At 70.8% G+C, this 15713-nt stretch carries 15 protein-coding genes; 12 read left to right on the top strand and 3 right to left on the bottom strand.

Annotation, left to right across the window (positions count from 1 at the left end):
- Positions 1-46 precede the first annotated feature (46 nt).
- From glpD to P9K36_RS12720, 5 genes are all read left to right on the top strand, one after another.
- Positions 47-1579 carry a glycerol-3-phosphate dehydrogenase gene (glpD, locus tag P9K36_RS12740; protein WP_043352535.1) on the top strand — a complete coding sequence of 511 codons (1533 nt, stop codon included), beginning with the start codon at positions 47-49 and terminating at the stop codon, positions 1577-1579.
- 55 nt (positions 1580-1634) lie between these two features.
- Entirely contained in the window at positions 1635-3140 is a 1506-nt protein-coding gene (gene glpK / locus P9K36_RS12735) for a glycerol kinase GlpK (RefSeq protein ID WP_043757431.1), read from the top strand.
- 280 nt (positions 3141-3420) lie between these two features.
- On the top strand, positions 3421-4152 hold the full coding sequence (locus tag P9K36_RS12730) for an MIP/aquaporin family protein (protein ID WP_043352530.1): 732 nt from the start codon (positions 3421-3423) through the stop codon (positions 4150-4152).
- A 137-nt stretch (positions 4153-4289) separates the two neighbouring features.
- Positions 4290-5273 carry a lipoyl synthase gene (gene lipA / locus P9K36_RS12725; RefSeq protein ID WP_043757429.1) on the top strand — a complete coding sequence of 328 codons (984 nt, stop codon included), beginning with the start codon at positions 4290-4292 and terminating at the stop codon, positions 5271-5273.
- Between the two features lie 15 nt (positions 5274-5288).
- On the top strand, positions 5289-5747 hold the full coding sequence (locus P9K36_RS12720) for a type II toxin-antitoxin system RatA family toxin (RefSeq protein WP_043352527.1): 459 nt from the start codon (positions 5289-5291) through the stop codon (positions 5745-5747).
- A 73-nt stretch (positions 5748-5820) separates the two neighbouring features.
- Here P9K36_RS12720 and P9K36_RS12715 read toward each other — a convergent pair whose 3' ends face one another.
- Complete coding sequence (locus P9K36_RS12715) at positions 5821-7038, bottom strand: FAD-dependent oxidoreductase (RefSeq protein ID WP_043757428.1); 1218 nt, start codon at positions 7036-7038, stop codon at positions 5821-5823.
- Between the two features lie 22 nt (positions 7039-7060).
- Positions 7061-7558: a nicotinamide-nucleotide amidohydrolase family protein gene (locus P9K36_RS12710; protein ID WP_043757425.1), complete on the bottom strand. Its 498-nt coding sequence runs from the start codon at positions 7556-7558 to the stop codon at positions 7061-7063.
- A gap of 101 nt (positions 7559-7659) precedes the next feature.
- Between P9K36_RS12710 and P9K36_RS12705 the strand changes: the two genes are divergently transcribed.
- The 4 genes from P9K36_RS12705 (at position 7660) to P9K36_RS12690 (ending at position 10375) form a co-directional block, all read left to right on the top strand.
- Positions 7660-8058 carry an MAPEG family protein gene (locus tag P9K36_RS12705; RefSeq protein ID WP_043757423.1) on the top strand — a complete coding sequence of 133 codons (399 nt, stop codon included), beginning with the start codon at positions 7660-7662 and terminating at the stop codon, positions 8056-8058.
- 105 nt (positions 8059-8163) lie between these two features.
- Positions 8164-9078 carry a LysR family transcriptional regulator gene (locus P9K36_RS12700; RefSeq protein WP_043757421.1) on the top strand — a complete coding sequence of 305 codons (915 nt, stop codon included), beginning with the start codon at positions 8164-8166 and terminating at the stop codon, positions 9076-9078.
- Positions 9079-9198: 120 nt separating this feature from the next.
- On the top strand, positions 9199-9945 hold the full coding sequence (locus P9K36_RS12695; protein WP_043757417.1) for a glucose 1-dehydrogenase: 747 nt from the start codon (positions 9199-9201) through the stop codon (positions 9943-9945).
- Between the two features lie 31 nt (positions 9946-9976).
- Positions 9977-10375 (top strand): cupin domain-containing protein, encoded by a 399-nt coding sequence (locus P9K36_RS12690; RefSeq protein ID WP_043757415.1) that lies wholly within the window; start codon positions 9977-9979, stop codon positions 10373-10375.
- A gap of 144 nt (positions 10376-10519) precedes the next feature.
- Here the strand turns inward: P9K36_RS12690 and P9K36_RS12685 are convergent, their stop codons facing one another.
- Positions 10520-11851, bottom strand: coding sequence for a bifunctional 2-C-methyl-D-erythritol 4-phosphate cytidylyltransferase/2-C-methyl-D-erythritol 2,4-cyclodiphosphate synthase (locus P9K36_RS12685; protein ID WP_043757413.1), 1332 nt, complete (start codon positions 11849-11851; stop codon positions 10520-10522).
- Between the two features lie 171 nt (positions 11852-12022).
- Here P9K36_RS12685 and dusB point away from each other — a divergent pair, with 171 nt between their 5' ends.
- Genes dusB through ntrC form a run of 3 tightly spaced genes read left to right on the top strand, consistent with a single transcriptional unit; the run spans position 12023 to position 15702 of the window.
- On the top strand, positions 12023-13048 hold the full coding sequence (gene dusB / locus P9K36_RS12680) for a tRNA dihydrouridine synthase DusB (protein WP_043757410.1): 1026 nt from the start codon (positions 12023-12025) through the stop codon (positions 13046-13048).
- Entirely contained in the window at positions 13045-14187 is a 1143-nt protein-coding gene (locus P9K36_RS12675; protein ID WP_043384443.1) for an ATP-binding protein, read from the top strand. Before dusB ends, P9K36_RS12675 begins: the two co-directional genes overlap by 4 nt.
- A gap of 48 nt (positions 14188-14235) precedes the next feature.
- On the top strand, positions 14236-15702 hold the full coding sequence (gene ntrC / locus P9K36_RS12670; protein WP_043384440.1) for a nitrogen regulation protein NR(I): 1467 nt from the start codon (positions 14236-14238) through the stop codon (positions 15700-15702).
- The last annotated feature ends 11 nt before the right edge of the window (positions 15703-15713 follow it).

Here is a 15713-nt window from a genome sequence, read left to right as displayed (position 1 = left end):
TGTCAATATTATGCCAATCCGCCATCAGGGCGGCCTTGGAGGAACCATGGCGGCAGCAACGCGCCAGCGCGAGCCGTCCGACGCCTACGATCTCCTGATCGTCGGCGGCGGCATCAACGGCACCGGCATCGCCCGGGACGCAGCCGGCCGGGGCCTGTCGGTCCTGCTGGCCGAGCGCGGGGATCTCGCGGGATTCACGTCGTCCTCCTCGACGAAGCTGATCCATGGCGGCCTGCGCTACCTCGAATATTACGAGTTCCGTCTCGTCCGGGAGGCGCTGGCGGAGCGCGAACGGCTGCTGCGGCTCGCGCCGCACGTGATCTGGCCGCTGCGCTTCGTGCTGCCCCACGACGAGGGCCTGCGCCCGGCCTGGATGCTGCGGCTCGGCCTGTTCCTCTACGATCATCTGGCGCGGCTGCGGACGCTGCCGGGCTCCCACGGCGTCGACCTGCGCAGCTCCGATTACGGCGCGCCGCTGCAGAAGCGCCTCAAGCGCGGCTTCGTCTATTCCGACTGCTGGGTCGAGGACAGCCGCCTCGTCGTGCTCAACGCCATGGATGCCCGCGAGCGCGGCGCCACGGTGCTGACCCGCACCGGCGTCGTCTCGGCCCGGCGCGAGGGCGACGGCTGGGTCGCGACGCTGCGCGACGAGCGCGGCGGGACCGAGCGCACCGTCCGGGCCAGGGCGGTGGTGAATGCCGCCGGCCCCTGGGTCAGCGAGACGCTCGGCGGCACGCTGGGCATCAACAGCCGCGCGGCGGTCCGCCTGATCAAGGGCAGCCACATCGTGGTCAAGCGCCTGTTCGCGGGCGATCAGGCCTACATCCTGCAGCAGCCCGACAAGCGCATCATCTTCGCGATTCCCTACGAACGGGACTTCACGCTGATCGGCACCACCGACGTCCCCTACGAAGGCGAGCCCGGCCCGGTCTCGATCTCGCCGGAAGAGACCGACTACCTGTGCGGCTGCATCAACCGCTCCTTCGACACCAAGATCACCCCGGCCGATGTGGTCTGGAGCTATTCGGGCGTGCGCCCGCTCTACGACGACGCGGCCGAGAACGCCTCGGCGGTGACCCGCGACTACGTCCTTGACGTCGAGGACCAGGGCGGACGGGCGGCGGTGCTCTCGGTCTTCGGCGGCAAGATCACCACCTACCGGCGGCTCGCCGAGCACGCGCTGGAGAAGCTGAAGCCGTACTTCCCGGCGCTCAGGAAGACCTGGACCGGCGACGCGGTCCTGCCCGGGGGCGCCATGAAGGATGCCGATTTCGACCAGTTCCTCGCCAAGCTGAGGGCCGAGAAGCCGTTCCTGCCCGACGAGACCGCCCGGCGCCTCGCCCGCGCCTACGGCACCCGGGCCCGGGACATCGTCGGGACCGCGCAATCCATGGCCGATCTCGGCGAGGTCTTCGACGGCGGGCTCACGGCGGCCGAGGTCGATTACCTGCGCACCGAGGAATGGGCCGTGACCGCCGAGGATATCCTCTGGCGGCGCTCCAAGCTCGGCCTGCGCACCAGCGCGGACAGCGCGGCGCGCCTGACCGCCTACCTCGACCGCAAGGCCGAGGCAGCCTGATCTTTTCGGCCTCGATCCGGCGCCAGACCGGTCGGGCATCACAGGGGAGGGAACGATGAGCCGTTACGTCGGGGCCATCGACCAGGGCACCACGAGCAGCCGCTTCATCGTGTTCGACCGCGAGGGCAGCGTGATCGCGCTGGCCCAGGCCGAGCATGCGCAGATCTACCCGGCCCCGGGCCATGTCGAGCATGACGCCGGCGAGATCTGGACCAAGACGCAGGCGGTGATGCGCGAGGCGCTGGAGAAAGGCGGGCTCCAGCCCTCCGATCTGGCGGCCGTGGGCATCACCAACCAGCGCGAGACCACGCTGATCTGGGACCGGACGACCGGCAAGCCCCTGCACAATGCCCTGGTCTGGCAGGACACCCGCAACGACCGGCTGGTGGGCGAGTTTGCCCGCGACGGCGGCCGCGACCGGTTCCGGGATCTCACCGGCCTGCCGCTGGCGAGCTATTTCTCCGGACTCAAACTCCGCTGGCTCCTCGACCACGTCGCGGGGGCCCGGGAGAAGGCCGAAGCCGGCGACGTGCTGTTCGGCAACATCGACACCTGGCTCGTCTGGAACCTGACCGGCGGGACGGAGGGCGGCCTTCACGTCACCGACGTGACCAATGCCAGCCGCACGCAGCTCATGTCGCTCAAGACCCTCGACTGGGACGACGGCATGCTTGAGACCTTCGGCATCCCGCGGGCGATGCTGCCGAAGATCGTCTCGTCGAGCGAGGTCTACGGGGAGACCAAGGCGCCCTTCGCCGGCGTGCCGATCGCCGGCATCCTGGGCGACCAGCAGGCGGCGCTGTTCGGCCAGACCTGCTTCGCGCCGGGCGAGGCCAAGAACACCTACGGCACCGGCTGCTTCGCGCTGATGAACACCGGCACCGAGCCGGTCCCGTCGAAGGCCGGCCTCGTCACCACGCTGGCCTACCGCCTCGACGGGCAGAAGCCGGCCTACGCCCTCGAAGGCTCGATCGCCATCACGGGCGCCCTGGTGCAGTGGCTGCGCGACAACCTGCACATGATCAAGGATTCCGCCGAGGTCGAGACGCTCGCCACGACGGTCGAGGACAACGGCGGCGTCTACTTCGTGCCGGCCTTCTCGGGGCTCTACGCCCCGCACTGGAACGAGGGTGCCCGCGGCCTGATCATCGGGCTTACCCGCTACGTCAACCGCGGCCACATCGCCCGCTCGGTGCTGGAGGCGACCGCCTTCCAGACCCGCGAGGTGCTGCAGGCGATGGCCAAGGATTCCGGCATCCCGGTGAAGGAGTTGCGGGCCGATGGCGGCATGGTCGCCAACAACACGCTCATGCAGTTCCAGTCCGACCTGCTCGACGTGCCGGTGGTGCGCCCGAAGGTGGCCGAGACCACCGCGCTCGGCGCCGCCTACGCGGCGGGCCTCGCGGTCGGCTACTGGAAGGGGCTCGACGATCTCAAGCGCAACTGGGGCGTCGACAAGCGCTGGACGCCGAAGATGGATGCCGGCCAGCGCGAGAAGATCGCCGCGGCCTGGGGCCGGGCGGTGCAGCGCTCCTTCGACTGGAAGACCGACGAGGATTGACGAACGGCTCTCGGGCCCGTGCGCGGGCTCGGGGTCCGTCGTGATCCGATCCCGCCCGCCGCGACCTCATCCTGAGGTGGGGCGCAGCCGCCTCGAAGGAGGCCTCCACAGATCGCGCGGCCGGCTGGAGGCTCTTTCCAGGCGGCCGCTCCGCGCCCGCATCTCAGGATGCGGGTGAAGACCGGAAACGGTCGGACATTCGGTGACCGCCTTCGGCGGCCACACGCTCGCACAAGCTTTTAACTCTTACAAAAAAGCAGCGAACGGGGGAGACAAGACTATGACATCACCATTCCTGGGCGAATTTCTGGGTACGATGACCTTGATCGTGCTCGGCGACGGCGTGGTCGCGGGCGCCCTGCTCAAGCACTCCAAGGGCGAGAATGCCGGCTGGATCGCCATCACGGCAGGCTGGGCCTTCGCGGTCCTCGCCGGGGTGTTCGTGGCCAACGCCACCGGCAGCGCCGACGCCCACATCAACCCCGCGGTCACGGTGGCGGGCGCCGTCAGTTCCGGCGATTTCAGCAAGCTTGCCACCTACATTCCCGCCCAGATGCTCGGCGCCTTCGTGGGCGCCGTGATCGTCTGGCTCCACTATCTGCCGCATTGGGGCGCGACCCAGGATACCGGCCTCAAGCTCGCCTGCTTCTGCACCGGTCCGGCGATCCGCGACGCCAAGGCCAACTGGCTCTCCGAGATCATCGCGACCTTCTTCCTGATCCTGACGATCTCCGCCCTCGTGACCACCACGCTAGGTTCCGCGGGGGCGATCCCGCGGGGCGTCGCACCCTACATGGTCGGCATGCTGGTCTGGGGCATCGGCCTGTCGCTCGGCGGCACCACCGGCTACGCCATCAACCCGGCCCGCGACCTCGGGCCGCGCATCGCCCACGCGGTCCTGCCCATCGCCGGCAAGGGCTCCTCCGACTGGGGCTACGCGCTGATTCCCGTGGCCGGCCCCGTGGTCGGGGCCGTGCTGGCCGGGCTGTTCGTACGCCTGCTCGGGATCTGACGGAAATCCCGCACCCTCAACCGCCGCGGGGCGGCCCGGCGTCGCGGCGGTTTGCGGCGCGACGCCTTGGGCCTTAAGTCAGGGCGATCCCGACCGCGCCCACGGGCGCCTCCCCGCGGTGTGGCAGCCCCCGACCCATGGCCGTCGTCCTCGACATCCTGAAGAACGATCCGCGCACCGCGCGCCTGCGCCATCCCGAGAAGGCGCACCGGCCCGACCAGCCCGTCCAGGCCAAGAAGCCGGACTGGATCCGCGTGAAGGCGCCCGGCTCCAAGGCCTGGACCGAGACGCAGAAGATCGTGCGCGAGCACGGCCTCGTCACGGTCTGCGAGGAGGCCGGCTGCCCCAATATCGGCGAGTGCTGGGAGAAGCGGCACGCCACCTTCATGATCATGGGCGACACCTGCACGCGGGCCTGCGCCTTCTGCAACGTCCGCACCGGGCTGCCCGACGCCCTCGACGCCGGGGAGCCCGAGAAGATCGCCGATTCGGTGGCGAAGCTCGGCCTGCACCACGTGGTGATCACCTCGGTGGACCGGGACGACCTGAAGGACGGCGGCGCCGAGCACTTCGCCCGCACCATCGCGGCGATCCGCCGGGCGAGCCCCGGCACGACCGTCGAGATCCTGACCCCCGACTTCCTGCGCAAGGACGGGGCTCTGGAGGTCGTCGTCGCCGCCAAGCCCGACGTGTTCAACCACAACCTCGAGACGGTCCCGGCCAAGTACCTGACGGTGCGGCCCGGCGCCCGCTACTTCCACTCGGTGCGCCTGCTCCAGCGGGTGAAGGAGCTCGACCCGACGATCTTCACCAAGTCCGGCATCATGGTCGGGCTCGGCGAGGAGCGGAACGAGGTGCTCCAGCTGATGGACGACCTGCGCTCGGCCGACGTCGACTTCCTGACCATCGGCCAGTATCTACAGCCGTCGAAGAAGCACCACGAGGTCGTGCGCTTCGTGCCGCCCGACGAATTCAAGGCCTACGAGACCACCGCTTACGCCAAGGGCTTCCTGCTGGTCTCGGCCACACCGCTCACCCGCTCGTCGCACCACGCCGGCGAGGACTTTTCGCGCCTTCAGGCGGCCCGCCTCGCGAAACTGTCGCCCGCGCTCTCGGCCTGAGGAAATCCCAACACCATGCCGTCCTTCCGGGTCACCCGCGCGGTGAAGCACACGCCGCAGCAGATGTACGACCTCGTCGCCGACGTGGAGCGCTATCCCGAGTTCCTGCCGCTCTGCGAATCCCTGCGGATCATCCGCCGCCAGGACATGCCCGACGGCGGCCAAGTGCTGATCGCCGAGATGGGCGTGGGCTACAAGGCGATCCGCGAGCGATTCACCACCCGGGTCACCCTCGATCCCGCGAACCTCAAGATCGTGGCCGAGTATATCGACGGTCCGTTCCGGCATCTGGAAAACCGCTGGCTCTTCAAGGATGCGCCGAACGGGGGGTGCAACGTCGACTTCTTCATCACCTACGAGTTCAAGAGCCGCACCCTGGGGCTCCTCATGGGCACGATGTTCGACCGGGCCTTCCGCAAGTTCACCGACGCCTTCGAGGGGCGCGCCAACCGGATGTACGGCGCCGGAGCATAGGCCGCACCGTCAACGCGCCGCGAAGCCCGCAGGGCCGGCCCTGGATGGCTCCGCCGCGTTCGGGGAAGGGGCGTCAGGCGCGCAGCGGCGCACGCACGTGCTCGGGCCGCACGCCCATGCCGATCATCCGCGCCGGCAGGACCTGCAGTCGCGGCAGGGCATCGAGGAGGCGCAGCGCCAGGGGCGCCCGGAACGGCGCATCGGCCGCGAGGGACGCGGCGATCACCCGGGACTGGATCATCCGCTGGAGCGCCTGGGTCGCCCGGACCGGGAACATCCGCCGGGCCTGGACCCGGGCGAGATCGGCCTCCGAGAGCCGGCCGGCCCGCAGGGGCTCGACCAGGAGGTTGGCCGCCGCCACCGCATCCTGGATCGCCAGGTTGATCCCGACGCCGCCCACGGGCGACATCGCGTGCGCGGCATCGCCGATACAGAGCAGCCCGGGTCGGTACCAGCGGTCGAGCCGGTCGACGGTGACGGTCAGGAGCTTGACGTCGTCCCAATCGGCGATGGCCGCGGTGCGGTCGGCCAGGAACGGCGCGATCGCCGCCACCGCCGCGCGGAAGGCCGGCAGGCCCTTCGCGCGGAGCTCCGCGTCGCCGCCCTTCGGCACCACGTAGGCGCATTGCCATAGGTCGCCCCGGTCGAGGGTGATCAGGATCCGCCCCGGACCGAACCGTCCGGCCGCCGCCTCCGGGTCGCCATCCCGGCGCGGCAGGCGGAACCACAGCACGTCGATCGGCGCCCCGAAGGCCCGGGGCGTAAAGCCCGCGCGCGCGCGCATCCGCGAGTGACGGCCATCCGCACAGAGCACGAGATCGGACCGGATCTCCACCGGCCTATCCGGCCCATCGGCCCGCACGCCCGCGATCCGACCATCCGCCTCGATGAGATCGCGGGCCTCGGTCCGGCGGAGCAGCCGGAACCCCGAATACTGGGCCGCCGCGCCGGCCAGAAAATCCAAAAAGTCCCATTGCGGCATGAAGGACAGGAAGCGGTTCCGGGTCGGCAGCCGGCTGAAATCGGCGACCCGGTAGCTGCGTCCGTCGACGACGCCCGAAAAGGTCTCGACGCGCCGCTGGGGGAGGGCGCGGAAGCGCTCCGTGAAGCCCAGCTCGTCCATCAGGTCGAGGGTCGAGGGGTGGATCGTGTCGCCGCGGAAGTCGCGCAGGAAATCCGCGTGCTTCTCCAGGACGGTCACGTCGATCCCGGCGCGGGCGAAGAGCAGTCCGGCCATCATCCCGGCCGGGCCGCCGCCGACGATGCAGAGGCGCGTCGTCACCCTGTCCATGGACGTCCCTCCCGGGTTGCGGTCAGCCGCGAATGGCCTCCTCCAGAAGGCCGAGGGCGTCGGCGACCGCGGCGCAGCGGATGCCCGCGCGTCCGAGATCGCCGTAGCGACGCTCCAGAAGGCGGATGCCGCCCTCCCGCTGGGCGAGGCCGAAATGCACGAGTCCGACCGGTTTCTCGGCGCTGCCGCCGCCGGGTCCGGCAATGCCGGTGATCGCCACCGCGACGGAGGCCCGCGATGCGGCGAGTGCGCCCGCGGCCATCGCTCCCGCCACCGGCGCGCTCACGGCACCGTGCTGGCGGATCAGATCCATCGGCACGCCGATGGCTTCGGCCTTGGCCTCGTTCGAGTAGGTGACGAACCCGCGCTCCACGACGGCCGAGGAACCCGGTACCGCGGTCAGCAGGCCCGCCACGAGCCCGCCCGTGCAGGATTCGGCCGTGGCGATGGTGCGCCGGGCCGCCGTGAAGGCCGCCACCAGCGCCTCGGCCCGCGCGAGAAGCTCTGCGTCTTCGATCATCGCGAACGGGCTCCCGTCGGGCGGCCGCGCCCTATCTCGTGTTGTGACCCAAGGCCGAGCCCGGCTCAAGGACCGGCGGCCGCCATCGGAGACACCCATCCATGATCTTCCCCGCGACCACGGCCGTCTTTGCCGGGCTGCTCGCCCTCGTGTACCTCGGCCTCTCGGGCTGGGTGATGGCGAGCCGCGTCTCCGGCAACGTGCTGTTCGGGGACGGGGGCGACGAGACGATGCTCAAGCGCGTCCGCTCGCACGCCAATTTCGCGGAATACGTGCCCCTGGCGCTCATCGTCATCGGCCTTCTGGAGGCGGGCGGCGGCGGGCACACTCTGGTCCAGGCCCTGCTGATCGCCCTGCTGGTCGGCCGGATCCTGCACCCGATCGGGATGTTCGCGCCCCCGAACTCCCCGCGGCAGTTCGCCTGCCGAGGCGGCGGCATCCTGCTGACGATGGCGGCTTTGGCCATCGCGGCAATCGCGCTGCTGCTGCGGGTGGCCTAGGGCCGGCGGTCGCGCGGCTCGGCAGCCTCGGAGGCCGCTTTCGACACGGCGCAGTCGGGATGCGGCACGACTTGCTTTCCCGCGCGCCGGCCTTCCACTGCCTCGATGCGCATCAATCGGACCGAGCTCGCCGATCTCGGAACCTTCCTCGCCATCGCGCGCCATCGCAACTTTCGGCGTGCGGGCCTGGAGCTTGGCGTCAGCGCCTCCGCGTTGAGCCACGCGCTCAAATCGATGGAGGCGCGCCTCGGCGTGCGGCTGGTCAACCGCACCAGCCGCAGCGTCACCCTTACCGCGGCAGGGGAAGATCTGCTCGCGTCCCTGGATGCGCCTTTCGCAGCGATCGGCTGCGCACTCGACCTGCTCAATCAGCACCGCGAGCCGGCCAAAGCCACAGGCCGGATCCGCCTCAATGTGCTCGAACATGCGAGCACGCTGCTGCTCGCCCCTGTGCTGCCCCTCTTCCACGTACGCCATCCGCGGGTCGAGATCGACGTCCGGGTGTCCAACGACCTGCTCGACGTGGTGGACGCCGGAGCCGATGCGGGCATTCGGTATGGCGGAACGGTTCCCCAGGACATGGTGGCACAGCGCCTGTCGGCCGATCTGCGCTGGGTCGTGGTCGGTCGGCCGTCCTACCTTGAGCGCCACGGGACGCCCGATCATCCCCGCGACCTCGCGGCTCACCGATGCCTGCGCATCCGCCTCGGCGACGACAGCCTCTACCGATGGGAGTTCGAGAGGGAGGGCGAGACGATCGCGCTCGACGTTCCAGGGGCGGTCACGCTCGACAACACGCAATTCGCCCTGACCCTGGCGGCGGCGGGCGGCGGGCTTGCCTATCTTCCGGAACCCTGCGTCGGACCGTCAGTCGCCCGCGGCGAGCTACGCATCGTGCTGGCAGACTGGGTCGTCGCGGGGGCCGGCTTCCACCTCTACTATCCCGGACGTCGCCAGTTGCCGACGGGATTGCGGCTCCTCGTCGACCTGATCCGCGAGGTGAGACCGCTTGGCCTGTAAGGCCAATGCCATTCGGCGATGAACTCCGCTCATCGCCTCATTGAAGGGGACACGGCTGACCCGAACGCTGCGCGATGTCTACGTCAGGCCCCTCATCGAGGTCAGCGAGGACATCAGGACATGCGCCGTTTCCCAGGAAAGGTCGCTTTCGTCACGGGCGCCGCCAGCGGCATCGGCCGGGCTACCGCCATCGCCTTCGCGAGGGAGGGGGCTCAGGTCGCGATCACGGACCGCACCGAGGCGCCGCTGGAGGAGCTGCGGGCCGAGATCGAAGCGGACGGCGGCGCGGTGCTGGCGATCCGCTGCGACGTGTCGGTCCCGGCGGACGTGGAAGCAGCGGTGGCTAGCACCGTCGCGCAGTTCGGCCGCCTCGACTGCGCCTTCAACAATGCAGGCATCGAGAACAAGGCCGCTCCGGTCCACGAGATCGCTCTGGATGAGTGGGACCGGATCCTCGACGTCAACCTGCGCGGCACATTCCTGTGCATGAAGCAGGAGATCGCTCAGATGCTGCGCCAGGGCAGCGGCGTGGTGGTGAACACCGCGTCCGGTGCGGCCATCAGGGGCGTGGCGGGAGGGGCGAGCTATGCCGCCTCCAAGCACGCGCTCATCGGCCTCACCAAGTCCGCCGCCCTCGACTATGCGAAGTCGAACATCCGGGTGAACGCCGTCCTGCCGGGGAACATCGAGACGTCGATGATGGACCGCTTCACCGGCGGCGACATCCAGAAAGCCATCGCTCTTGAGCCGGTCGGGCGACTGGGCAAGCCCGAGGAGATCGCGGACGCCGTCCTATGGATGTGTTCGGACCTCGGTTCGTTTGTGACCGGCGCGTCGATCTCGGTCGATGGAGGCTGGTCGCTCTAGGCGACGTCCGGAACGCAGGAGAATCGATTCGATGGACATCAAGCGCAGCGGAAGCCAGCCGTCGGGTCAGGGACCGTCCGCGTGGTTCACCGGCACGGTCCGGATCGACCCACTTCACAGCGCCCCCGATCCGGCCCGGGTTGCCATGGCGAGCGTGACCTTCGAGCCGGGTGCGCGCACGGCGTGGCACACACACCCGCTCGGCCAGACGCTGATCGTCACGTTCGGGCGCGGGTGGGTCCAACGTGAAGGCGGCCCCATCGAGGAGATCGCACCGGGCGACGTCGTCTGGTTCGAGCCGAACGAGCGACACTGGCACGGAGCGACCGCGTCCACGGCGATGACACATATCGCCATCCAGGAGCGCCTGGACGGCGAGGCGGTGACGTGGATGGAACAGGTCACGGACGGGGCGTACGACGGTCCCTGAGCCCGTGATGCGAAGTCCGCCTTTGACGTTCGGCCGCCGACGGCAGACCGTCGCAACGCCACCCAGGGCAGCGCCTCCGAGGGTCGCGCCGCCGATCCACACCCGAGGCTTCGGGCTCGATGGGCCGCCGGCGCGCCGACGACGTCAGCCCTGCCGCATCGCGGTCTCGGCCTGCGCATCGAGGGCGGGACCGTCCTCCTCGGGCAGCCGCACGGTCGCGGCGGCCTGGGCGGCGAGGCCTTCGGCCCGGCCGACGAAGCCGAGCTTCTCGGTGGTCGTCGCCTTGATGGAGACCGCCGAGAGCGGCACGCCCGCGATGGCGGCGATGCGCGCGCGGATCTCCTCGCGGTGCTTCCCGATGCGCGGCGCCTCGGCCAGCACGGTGATGTCGAGGTGGTCGATGCGGCCGCCGCGGGCACGGACCAGCCCGCAGGCATGGGCCAGGAACTGGTCCGAGGACGCCCCGCGCCAGCGCTCGTCGGAGGGCGGGAAATGGGTGCCGATGTCGCCGTCCGCGATGGCGCCGAGCAGCGCATCGGTCAGGGCGTGCAGCGCCACGTCGCCGTCGGAATGGGCGAGGACGCCCCGATCCGCGGGGATCTTCACGCCGCCCAGCCAGACATGGTCGCCGGTGGTGAAGGCGTGCACGTCGAAGCCGGTGCCGAGGCGGGTCACGTAGGTGGTCATGGCGCGGGCTCCCGGCGCTGGCAATTCGGTGGTCTCGGTCGCGAAGGCGCGGTCCGCCTCGATCAGGTCGGCGGGCTGGGTGATCTTGCGGTTGGCGACGTCGCCCGCAAAGACCACCACCGGCAGGCCGGCCCATTCGGCGAGCGCGCCGTCGTCGGTGAAGCCGTCGAGGCCCTGCGCGGCGGCGTCCCGGTGGGCGGCGAGCAGCGGACCGAAGGTGAAGGCCTGGGGCGTCTGCACCGCGCGGAGGTGCTCCCGGGGCGGCGTCTCGTGCACCCGGCCGATGCCGGGCGCGATATCGACGACGCGCTTGACCGTGTCGGTCACCGGGACGCCGGGTACGGCCGCGCCGTGATCCCGCCCCGCCGCGATCGCCCGGGCGATGAGCGCGGCGTCCACATAGGGGCGCGCCGCGTCGTGGACCAGAACGATCTCGGGCGCCGACCCGACCGCCAGGGCTTCGAGCCCGGCGCGCACGGAGAGCTGGCGGGTCGCCCCGCCCGCCACCGGCGCCGTGATCTTCGCGCGGATTGCGGGTGGAAGTTCGTCCAGGCAGTTCCGGAAGAAGTCCGCCGCGTCGGCGGCGATCACCGGCTGGATGCGCGCGATCCCGTCATCCGCGGCGAGGGCCGCCAGGGTGCGGGTGAGGACCGCCTGTCCGCCGACCCGGCGGTACTGCTTGGGCGTGCCGCCGCCGATGCGGATACCGCGGCCCGCGGCCACCACCACCGCGGCGACGCCGGCTCCCGCGCTGGCGGGTCCGATGGCTGGCGTGCCGGTGGCGGACATGGGCGACGAACTCGTGAGGGCCTGAGGAGCGGAGGGGCGGCCGGCGCGCGGGCCAGCGCTGCCGCCGGAAGCCTGCCGCAGAGGGTGCCCGTCGTTTAAGCGGGGGAGGGCCCGAAATCAACGCGCGGTCCCGCTTGCCAGCGGGCCGGGCTTGCCTCATTGTTGTGCAGAATGACGACTGACCATTATTTGAGCGCGCTGCGCCGCGAAGGTGCGAAGGCAGGAGCGGCAGACGCCGCCCCGCTCTGCCTGCTTGCCCCGCTTTCGGGCGTCACCGACCTGCACATGCGCCGCATCGCCCGCCGCTGCGGCGCCGACGCGGTCATCTCCGAGATGGTGGCGGCGCGGGAACTCACCCGCGGCTCCGGCGAGGCCACCCTGCGCGCGGAAGGCTCCGGCGTCGACCTGCACGTGGTCCAGCTCGCGGGCTGCGAGGCCGCCCCGATGGCGGAGGCGGCCCGTCTGGCGGAGGCCGGGGGCGCCCACGTGATCGACGTGAACATGGGCTGCCCGGCCAAGATCGTCACGGGGATCGCGTCAGGCTCGGCGCTGATGCGCGACCTCGACCACGCCGAGCGCCTGCTCGCGGCCGTGCGGGGCGCGGTGTCGGTCCCGGTGACCGTGAAGATGCGCCTCGGCTGGGACGACGCGAACCGCAACGCCGCCGATCTCGCCGCCCGCGCCGAGCGGCTGGGCCTCAACGCCGTGACCGTCCACGGGCGGACCCGGCAGCAATTCTACAAGGGCCGCGCCGACTGGGCGGCGATCCGCTCGGTGGTCGCGGCGGTGTCGATCCCGGTGATCGCCAACGGCGACGTGACCGACCTCGCCAGCGCCCGGGCCTGCCTCGCGGCGTCCGGGGCGGCGGGGGTGATGATCGGCCGGGCGGCGACCGGCCGGCCCTGGCTGGTCGGGCACATCGCGTCGGCCCTGGCCGGGCGGCCGATGCCCCAACCGGCGCGGGCCGATCAGGCCTCCCTGGCCGCCGAGCACTATGCGGGGCTCCTGTCGCTCTACGGCCGGGACATGGGCGTGCGGCACGCGCGCAAGCACCTCGCCGCCTATGCCGAGACCGGAGGGGCGCTGGACCCGGCCGAGCGCGCGGCGCTGCTCACCACCACCGATCCGGCGACGGCCCAGGCCCTGCTGGCCCGCGCCTTTGCAGGCTCGGCGGATCCTGTCCAGGAGGCCGCGTGAGCGACGATTCCCTCCCGCAGGCGACCGGCAGCCGGCGCGACACCGCCGCCGAGGCCGTGCTCAACGCCCTGCCGCTGCCGGTCCTGACCATCGGCGGCGACGAGCAGATCCTCCACTGCAACCACGCCGCGGAGGCCTTCTTCGACTATTCGGCGCGGCTGATGCAGCGCCGGCGGCTCCGCGACATCATCCCCTTCGCCTCGCCGATCATCGCCCTGGTGGCCGAGGTCCGGCGGCGGCGCGCCAGCGTCAGCGAGTACCGGGTCGAGCTGACCCAGCCCCGCCTCGGCCTGGAGCGCAGCGTCGACGTGTTCGCGACGCCGCTCGGCGACGACGGCGACGCCGTGGTGATGATGCTCCAGGAGCGGACCATCGCCGACAAGATGAACCGCCAGCTCACCCATCGCGGGGCGGCGCGCTCGATGGTGGCGCTGGGCGCGATGCTGGCCCACGAGATCAAGAACCCGCTCGCCGGCATCCGCGGCGCGGCGCAGCTCCTGGAGAGCACCGGCGCCGAGGAGGACCGGCTGCTCACCCGCCTGATCTGCGACGAATCCGACCGGATCGTCCGCATCGTCGAGCGCATGGAGCTGTTCGGCGACGAGCGCCCCTCGGATCGCGGTGCCGTCAACGTTCACGGGGTGCTCGATCAGGTGAAGCGCTCGGCGCAGTCGGGCTTCGCACGGCATATCCGCTTCATCGAGACCTACGACCCGTCGCTGCCGCCGGTTCTCGGCAACCGCGACCAGCTGATCCAGGTGATCCTGAACCTCGTGAAGAACGCCGCGGAGGCGATCGGCCCGGACGCGGTCGAGGGCGAGATCACCCTGTCGACCGCCTTCCGCACCGGCCTGCGCCTGCAGGTACCGGGCTCCCGCGAGCGGGTCAGCCTGCCGATCGAGGTGGCCGTGCGCGACAACGGCCCGGGCATCTCGGCCGACCTGCTGCCGGACCTGTTCGATCCGTTCGTCACCACCAAGGCACAAGGCTCCGGCCTCGGTCTTGCATTGGTGGCCAAGATCGTCGGCGATCACGGTGGGATCGTCGAATGCGATCCTGCCCCGCGCCGCACGGCGTTCCGCATCCTTCTGCCGATGTCGAGTGCCCGGGACGGGCGCGAATCGGCGGTCGATCCGTGATGTCGATCCCCGAATCCGGCCCCCCGTCGGAGGTCTGAGTAGAGAGTCATGCCGAACGGCCACATCATCGTCGCCGACGACGACGCCGCAATCCGCACCGTGCTCAACCAAGCGCTGTCACGGGCGGGCTACGAGGTTCGCTCGACGGGCAATTGCGCCACCCTCTGGCGCTGGGTCGCGCAGGGGGAGGGCGACCTCGTCATCACCGACGTGGTGATGCCCGACGAGAACGTGTTCGACCTGCTGCCGCGCATCAAGCGCGTGCGGCCGGAGCTGCCGATCATCGTCATGAGCGCGCAGAACACCTTCATGACGGCGATCCGCGCCTCGGAGCGGGGTGCCTACGAGTACCTGCCCAAGCCCTTCGACCTGAAGGAGCTGATCGCCATCGTCGGCCGGGCGCTCTCGCGTCCCCGCGGCGCGGCGCCGGCCGGGGCGCCCCCCGAGAACGAGGACATCCCGCTGGTCGGGCGCTCGCCCGCCATGCAGGAGATCTACCGGGCGCTGGCCCGGCTGATGCCGACCGACCTCACCGTGATGATCACCGGCGAGTCCGGCACCGGCAAGGAGCTGGTCGCCCGGGCGCTGCACGATTACGGCCGCCGCCGCACCGGCCCGTTCGTGCCGGTCAACATGGCGGCGATCCCGCGCGACCTGATCGAATCCGAGCTGTTCGGCCACGAGAAGGGCGCCTTCACGGGGGCCCTACAGCGCTCCGCGGGCCGGTTCGAGCAGGCCGAGGGCGGGACGCTGTTCCTCGACGAGATCGGCGACATGCCCATGGAGGCGCAGACCCGGCTGCTGCGCGTCCTCCAGCAGGGCGAGTACACGACCGTGGGCGGGCGCGTCCCGATCCGCACCAACGTCCGGATCATCGCGGCCACCAACAAGGACCTGCGGGTCTCGATCCAGCAGGGCATCTTCCGCGAGGACCTGTTCTTCCGCCTCAACGTCGTGCCCCTGCGGCTGCCGGCCCTGCGCGAGCGCTCCGAGGACGTGCCGGACCTCGTCCGCCACTTCTTCGTGCTGGTCGAGCGCGAGGGCCTGACCCGGAAGACCCTCGACGGGGACGCCATGGAGCGTCTCAAGCGCTACCGCTGGCCGGGCAACGTCCGCGAGTTGGAGAACCTCGTCCGCCGGCTGGCCGCCCTCTACCCGCAGGAGACGATCACCGGCCCGGTGATCGAGGCCGAGCTCGACACCCTTCCGCTGGCGACGCCCGCGGCCCCGGCCGCCAACGGCGCGGCCCGCAAGGCCAACGGGGAGTCCGAGAGCCTGTCCAGCGCGGTGGAGCGCCACCTCTCGGATTATTTCTCCGGCTATCGGGACACCCTGCCACCCCCCGGGCTGTATCACCGGATCCTGCGGGAGATCGAAGGCCCGCTGATCGGCGCGGCGCTCGCCGCCACCCGCGGCAACCAGATCCGCGCGGCGGAACTGCTCGGCGTCAACCGCAACACCCTGCGCAAGAAGGTCCGCGACCTCGACCTGCAGGTGTTCCGCACGGCGCGTTAGCGGCGGCCGGC

Source organism: Methylobacterium sp. 391_Methyba4 (assembly GCF_029691625.1).
GTDB lineage: Bacteria > Pseudomonadota > Alphaproteobacteria > Rhizobiales > Beijerinckiaceae > Methylobacterium > Methylobacterium fujisawaense.
Note: the sequence above shows the minus strand (reverse complement) of the source record. Positions and strands in the feature narration are given on the sequence as shown.

What these genes read in the sequence shown, in the direction of transcription:
- glpD (WP_043352535.1), top strand. Translation starts at nt 47, where the DNA reads ATGGCGGCAGCAACGCGCCAGCGCGAGCCGTCCGACGCCTACGATCTC.
- glpK (WP_043757431.1), top strand. Translation starts at nt 1,635, where the DNA reads ATGAGCCGTTACGTCGGGGCCATCGACCAGGGCACCACGAGCAGCCGC.
- P9K36_RS12730 (WP_043352530.1), top strand. Translation starts at nt 3,421, where the DNA reads ATGACATCACCATTCCTGGGCGAATTTCTGGGTACGATGACCTTGATC.
- lipA (WP_043757429.1), top strand. Translation starts at nt 4,290, where the DNA reads ATGGCCGTCGTCCTCGACATCCTGAAGAACGATCCGCGCACCGCGCGC.
- P9K36_RS12720 (WP_043352527.1), top strand. Translation starts at nt 5,289, where the DNA reads ATGCCGTCCTTCCGGGTCACCCGCGCGGTGAAGCACACGCCGCAGCAG.
- P9K36_RS12715 (WP_043757428.1), bottom strand. Translation starts at nt 7,038, where the DNA reads ATGGACAGGGTGACGACGCGCCTCTGCATCGTCGGCGGCGGCCCGGCC.
- P9K36_RS12710 (WP_043757425.1), bottom strand. Translation starts at nt 7,558, where the DNA reads ATGATCGAAGACGCAGAGCTTCTCGCGCGGGCCGAGGCGCTGGTGGCG.
- P9K36_RS12705 (WP_043757423.1), top strand. Translation starts at nt 7,660, where the DNA reads ATGATCTTCCCCGCGACCACGGCCGTCTTTGCCGGGCTGCTCGCCCTC.
- P9K36_RS12700 (WP_043757421.1), top strand. Translation starts at nt 8,164, where the DNA reads ATGCGCATCAATCGGACCGAGCTCGCCGATCTCGGAACCTTCCTCGCC.
- P9K36_RS12695 (WP_043757417.1), top strand. Translation starts at nt 9,199, where the DNA reads ATGCGCCGTTTCCCAGGAAAGGTCGCTTTCGTCACGGGCGCCGCCAGC.
- P9K36_RS12690 (WP_043757415.1), top strand. Translation starts at nt 9,977, where the DNA reads ATGGACATCAAGCGCAGCGGAAGCCAGCCGTCGGGTCAGGGACCGTCC.
- P9K36_RS12685 (WP_043757413.1), bottom strand. Translation starts at nt 11,851, where the DNA reads ATGTCCGCCACCGGCACGCCAGCCATCGGACCCGCCAGCGCGGGAGCC.
- dusB (WP_043757410.1), top strand. Translation starts at nt 12,023, where the DNA reads ATGACGACTGACCATTATTTGAGCGCGCTGCGCCGCGAAGGTGCGAAG.
- ntrC (WP_043384440.1), top strand. Translation starts at nt 14,236, where the DNA reads ATGCCGAACGGCCACATCATCGTCGCCGACGACGACGCCGCAATCCGC.